Origin of the sequence: Candidatus Desulfofervidus auxilii (assembly GCA_030262725.1) — a bacterium.
In the GTDB taxonomy this organism is placed as follows: Bacteria; Desulfobacterota; Desulfofervidia; order Desulfofervidales; family Desulfofervidaceae; genus JAJSZS01.
In genome coordinates this window covers 1-5,799 of sequence record JAJSZS010000051.1, presented here as the reverse complement: position 1 = coordinate 5,799, position 5,799 = coordinate 1, and the positions used below count along the sequence as shown (strand labels likewise).

The window sequence follows — 5,799 nt, the reverse complement described above, 5'->3', positions numbered from 1 at the left end:
GAGCATGCATCAATATAGCGAATTTAGGGAGGAAACCTTACATCCCTCTTCACGCATTTATTGCCAAAGATATGTTTGAATTAGGTTTCCTAATGAGAGGAGAAATTATATGGAATAAAGCATCTTCTGCGAGTCCATCTACAGCATGGGGTAGTTGGCTTTCTCCTGCAAATCCTACTTTACGAGATGTCCATGAATATATTTTGGTGTTCTCAAAAGGGATGTTTTCAAGGAAGAATATGAATAAGAGAGAAAGCACAATATCAAAAGATGAATTTCTCGAGTTTACCAAAAGTGTATGGACATTTCCTGCAGTATCAGCAAAAGAAGTCGGACATCCTGCTCCTTTCCCTGTTGAACTTCCTTATAGATTGATTCAGCTTTACACATATCAAGGTGAGGTAGTTTTGGATCCCTTTATGGGAAGCGGTCAAACAGCAATTGCTGCAATAAAAACGGGAAGGCACTATGTGGGGTATGATATAGAAGAAGAATATGTAAAATTGGCAGAAAAAAGAATAAGAGAATTTTTAATAAAATATAAATCCCCCAAACTGTTTTAATTTACTGGAGGAAACAAATGATGGGCGAAACGGCGTATAACAGGAGGATATGTGGCTCGCTAATGCTCACCCAAATTTTGCAAGGTGAAACTTCACATATTCACAAAACGTTAGGCGTAATTGTGGACTTCGGGCATCTACTTCTTCTGGTATGCAAAATGAGAGGGTTATTCCAGTTGATTTTGTCTAATATTTTGAGAGTCAGATAGGGATTTTTTAATTTTTATGGATTTTTATATAGCAAGACGAATTGAAGAAAAATGTAGAAAATGCAATTTTTGCACTACTTACATTGATTGTGCTGGTGAAGAACAATGTAGTGGCTGTGGAGCATGCGTTGTTGCCTGTCCATTTGAGGCAAAAGTCCTTGAGCCTTATGAACCAAGAGAATTTGTTGAAATTAAGATAAATGGACGATCACTATCTGTCCCTGCACGTATTACTATTCTAAAAGCCCTTTCTTTAGCTGGTTTTAAAATCAGTATGATACCAGAAGAAGGTTCATTTCTTGCACCATGTCAAACAGGTGGTTGTTATAGTTGTTTAGTATTAGCTAATGGGAAGCCTGTAAGGAGTTGCATTACCCCAGTTAAAGCAGGGATGGAGATTGAGACAGCAAAAGAAAAGATTGAAAAATTTCCTCCTGTCCGTCTCATTAGTGGATTTCAGCCCCACATGGCTGGTGGGGTAGGCACACCTTTTGAGATAAAACGTATTTTTTATTATATTGAAGTAGCCTGTTTTGCTCATGGTTGTATTCTTAGGTGTCCTACTTGCCAAAATTGGAATATTACTTACGTCTCTTTTGGCAGACCAATCACTCCACAAGAAGCAGCTAAAAACTTAACTAACTTACGATATAAATATAGATTAAATCGCATGGCCATAAGTGGTGGTGAGTCTACTTTAAACCGTAGATGGCTCATAGAATTTGTTAAAGCATTAAAAAGGCTAAACCCAGATAAAGAAGCAAGGATTCATATAGACACAAATGCAGTATTTCTTACAAAAGATTACATTGATGAGCTTATTTATTATGGAATGACAGATATAGGGCCTGATATAAAAGGGCTAAGGCTTGAGACATTCAAGCGGATTACTAATATAAAAGATGAAAAATTGGCAAAAACCCTTTGGCAAAGAAACTGGCAAACTGTGGAATACCTTTTAAAAGAATGCTTTGATAAAATCTTTGTTGGTATAGGTATTCCTTATAACAAAGAATTGATAAGTCTTGACGAGATTTATGAAATAGGGAAAAGATTAGCCTCTTGGCAAAAAGAAGTGCAAGTTTGTGTTGTAGACTATCGACCTGAATTTCGCAGAAGAGATATAGAACGCCCTAGTTTTGAAGAGATGAAAAAAGTGCATCGTTTGCTTAGGGCTGCTGGCTTAAAAACAGTCATTTGCCAAACCAGACAGGGATATATTTTTCCATGATACAAAGTGAAAGGGGTATTTGTAGAATATTATGACATGCACATCAAAAACAAAGTGAGACTTACTGTCCTTGTAGACAATAATACATTGATTGATCAGTATTATTTGGGTGAGCCAGCAGTCTCATATTGGATAGAGGCAGATAATTATAAAGTTCTCTTTGATGTGGGCTATTCAGATGTGTTTATAAAAAATGCAAAGGCATTAGGTATTGACTTAAAACAAGCAGATTTTTTGGTCTTATCACATGGCCACCTTGACCATACCTGGGGATTGGAACATTTTATTAGTTTGGTTGGCAAAATCTCAAAAGGCATAAAACTAGTAGCTCACCCATTAACGTTTGAAAGGAAATTTTATAAAGGATTTGGAGAAATAGGAACAAGGAAAAGGAAAGAAGAAATTGCCAAATACTTTGATTTAAGTCTCTCAAAGGAACCAATATGGTTGACTGAAAATCTTTGTTTTTTAGGAGAAATACCAAGGCTAAATGATTTTGAAGGAAAAATGCCTATTGGAACTATTATTAAAGATGGTAAAGAATTGCCTGATTATGTGATAGATGACAGTGCTTTGGTTTACAAGTCAAAAAAAGGACTGGTGATAATTTCTGGTTGTTCCCATTCTGGTATCTGCAATATAATAAATTATGCAAAGAAAATATGTCAGGAAACAAAAATATTAGACATTATAGGTGGACTTCATCTTTTTGATGCAGGAGAGGAAGTGTTGAACAAAACTATTAAGTATTTTAAATCTTGTAACATTAAAATTATACATCCCTGCCATTGCACTGGACTTAGGGCCAAAATTGAACTTGGAAAACACTTTCAAGTTGAAGAAGTAGGGTCTGGGCTTATTTTGGAATATGAGTAACACTATAAATCTAGCAGAAATAGTCTGGATTATAAAAAACTTACGAGGTGTTTTGTATCTAAAGGAGGTAAATGAAGAAAAACTAAATTTTCTTTCAAAAAAATTTAGATATAGAAATATTGGTATTCCTCCAACCTTAACTATTAAAGAGAAAAAGCCTTTTATCAAACTTATATATCCTTCAAAGGATATAGAGGAATTTATATTAAGTTTTAAAAATCCAGCTATAGAGTCCATTTCTCTTGCATCTTGTTATGTAAGCCCTGTAATTGCGTTTTTAGAAGATTATAAAGATTTAAAGCCATTTGCTATTGAAGAAGTAAAGATTGAAGATAAATTAACAGATAAAGAATTAAAACGACACTTAAGAATAGCAGATTATGCTGTAATAGATATTTACCATTGGTCAACAAATTTTGCTTATGAATGTCTTAAAAAAGGTGATATAGAGAACATGATAGAGGAAAGAAGAAAAAGGGTAAAACAAGATATAAAAAGATATTGGAGGATTAGTAAAGAGCAGGGTAAGGCTTTTATTGCATACCTTGATTTAGCCAATTTTATTGCCAAACATTTAGAAATAGAAAAGCTTGAAGCACTAAAAGCTACTCTTTCTATAGTTACGGCTGTATTGGTTATTTAGGTTGCAACTGAAAACAACAAGGTGTTTCGCCTATAGCACTAATCCTTTTTGCATCAAATCCATATGCATTAAATATCCATTTCATAGTAGATTCACAAACATAACGGCAGAATGTATCATCTATCTTGCTTATGGGACAATCAGTAGTAGCAATCACAGTTTCACCTTCTACTTTTGCTTTAAAAAGTGGACAATTATTAAGATGCTTTGCCATAAGGTTGAGTCTTTCAGATGTTGTACCTTCTTTTATTTCAGCTTCAAAACGCTTTACCCTAGAACTTAAAACCTTTTTAAAAACTTCCATAAATTCCTTAATCATACTTAAATTTTAGCATACTTTTATTTTTTGACAATCTTTATTAAATTGTATATTTTGAAAACATGGATAAAAAAGAAATAAAAAATGTTTATGAGCAATTGCAAGAATTAATAGTAAAGTTACAAAAGACATTTGAAAATGCTTGTCCTACATTTGTGCCTGCCCCTCCAGAACTTACTAGATGTTTTAATAATTATTTAAAAAAGGCACAAACATTGTGTCCTGAACACGATGGCATTCAGCTATTAGACTGTTTAGATGAAAGAAGTTGTAAAATGGGACAGCTTTTAAGGGCAAGTCTAACTCTTTCTGATTTTCTTTCAGAAGAGCTGAAATAGTTAAGTAAAAGATTGCAGTTTTAAAATAAGCAAATCTATCTTTTCTTCAAGCATATCTTTATTCAAAAGACCTGATATATATTTTTTAGGTATGCTATTATAGCCAAATCTAGCCCCTAATAGTGCACCGGCAACTGCACCATTAGTATCTGTGTCACCTCCTTCATTTATTACTGTAATTAATCCTTCCTCAAAATCCTTGGCATTAAGTAATGCCCAAAACCCTGCAGCTAAAGTCTTTAAAGTATAGCCCATACTTTTTGGTTCATCTAATTTAAGTCCTGAAATAGGACCTTTTGCCAGCTCTAGATATGGATGAATTCGTTTATCATAATTTTTAACTAATTTTTCAACTTCTTTATAGATAATTTCAAGATCATTTATTCCTCTAAGAAAGGCAGATATAGCATAGCTTACCGCTACACATGAACCTACACATCTTGGATCCCAGTGAGTAATACGACAAACAGCTTCAGCATTTCTAATTACCTCTTCTTTATCCCAATACTTCCAGATGCCTAAGATTGAGGTGCGCATTACACCACCATTTGGAGCCAAATAACCTCCACTTTTCTCCCAAATCTCCTTAGAAGAAATATAAGGATTGTCAAGAAAGCTTGGATGACAAATCACCTGTGCAACTGTCCTACCTATTCCTTTACCACCCTCTTTTGCCCACTGGTATAATCTTTTGGCAATATCCTTTATTTCTATTTTTCCTCTTTCAAGGATGCTATCCAAAATACAAAGCATTTGCTCTGTGTCATCTGTCCATTCTCCAAGTTGCCATTTTTTAATTTGCTTTTGGATGGTTTTCTTATTACATCCCTCAAACGGAAGACCTAAAGAGTCACCAATAGCATGTCCAAATATTATACCGTAAATCTTGTTTTGATCCATAAGTTTTCATTATCAGTCTACCTTAGACAGGATAACTACTTCTACTTTTCCTTCTAAACCCTTTGCAAATTGATTAGCATCTGTTTCTGTTCCTACAATAGCTCCATAATGCATGGGAATAGCTACTTGAGGCTTAATAGCAAGTGCGGCTTTAACGGCTTCATCAGCAGTCATGACATAGGTACCTGAAACTGGTAAAAGCGCTATGTCTGTTTTAATATCTTCCATCTCAGGGATAAAATCTGTATCTCCAGCATGATAAATACGGACTCCTTCAACTTCTATCACAAATCCTAACCAACCTTTTTCTTTTGGATGGAATGTCTTTCCTATATTATAAGCAGGGACTGCCTTTACTTTAATGTCTTTGAAGACCTTTTCTTCTCCAACTTTCATTATTTCTATATTGCCTGACAGTGTTTTAGCCGAATCTTTTTCTGTAATGATAATAGTATCTTCTTTTTTAATTTTTTCCACATCCTCTGGTGAACAGTGGTCAAAATGTGGATGAGTAATAAAGATAAGATCTGCAGCTGGTCCTGGTTTTATCTGATAAGGGTCAAAGTAAATTATTAGATTGCTTTTAATTCTAAAGGCATCATGACCTAACCATTGAATTTTTTTAAGTATCTCTTTAACCATATTTTCCTCCTACTATTAATTATGTTATTTTTATACTTACTAAAATAAAATAAATTATTAATAATAAAATGGGGGCAA

General features: G+C 34.1%; 8 protein-coding genes. 5 read left to right on the top strand and 3 right to left on the bottom strand.

The window, feature by feature from the left end; translation table 11 throughout:
• From LWW95_11545 to LWW95_11530, 4 genes are all read left to right on the top strand, one after another.
• A partial coding sequence (locus tag LWW95_11545) for a site-specific DNA-methyltransferase (GenBank protein MDL1957659.1) occupies nucleotides 1-563 on the top strand: 563 nt, incomplete at its 5' end.
• A gap of 225 nt (nucleotides 564-788) precedes the next feature.
• On the top strand, nucleotides 789-2,003 hold the full coding sequence (locus LWW95_11540) for a radical SAM protein (GenBank protein MDL1957658.1): 1,215 nt from the start codon (nucleotides 789-791) through the stop codon (nucleotides 2,001-2,003).
• 54 nt (nucleotides 2,004-2,057) lie between these two features.
• The gene (locus tag LWW95_11535) at nucleotides 2,058-2,879 is read left to right on the top strand and encodes an MBL fold metallo-hydrolase (GenBank protein MDL1957657.1); all 822 of its coding nucleotides are present in this window, start codon (nucleotides 2,058-2,060) and stop codon (nucleotides 2,877-2,879) included.
• Entirely contained in the window at nucleotides 2,872-3,522 is a 651-nt protein-coding gene (locus LWW95_11530) for a hypothetical protein (protein ID MDL1957656.1), read from the top strand. Before LWW95_11535 ends, LWW95_11530 begins: the two co-directional genes overlap by 8 nt.
• Here LWW95_11530 and LWW95_11525 read toward each other — a convergent pair.
• Nucleotides 3,515-3,841 (bottom strand): hypothetical protein, encoded by a 327-nt coding sequence (locus LWW95_11525; GenBank protein MDL1957655.1) that lies wholly within the window; start codon nucleotides 3,839-3,841, stop codon nucleotides 3,515-3,517. The genes LWW95_11530 and LWW95_11525 overlap by 8 nt on opposite strands.
• Before the next feature lie 62 nt (nucleotides 3,842-3,903).
• Between LWW95_11525 and LWW95_11520 the strand changes: the two genes are divergently transcribed.
• Nucleotides 3,904-4,179: a hypothetical protein gene (locus LWW95_11520; GenBank protein MDL1957654.1), complete on the top strand. Its 276-nt coding sequence runs from the start codon at nucleotides 3,904-3,906 to the stop codon at nucleotides 4,177-4,179.
• Here the strand turns inward: LWW95_11520 and LWW95_11515 are convergent, their stop codons facing one another.
• Nucleotides 4,180-5,079, bottom strand: a complete 900-nt coding sequence (locus tag LWW95_11515; GenBank protein ID MDL1957653.1) for an ADP-ribosylglycohydrolase family protein — start codon at nucleotides 5,077-5,079, stop codon at nucleotides 4,180-4,182.
• 12 nt (nucleotides 5,080-5,091) lie between these two features.
• Nucleotides 5,092-5,721, bottom strand: coding sequence for an MBL fold metallo-hydrolase (locus tag LWW95_11510; protein MDL1957652.1), 630 nt, complete (start codon nucleotides 5,719-5,721; stop codon nucleotides 5,092-5,094).
• Nucleotides 5,722-5,799 lie beyond the last annotated feature (78 nt).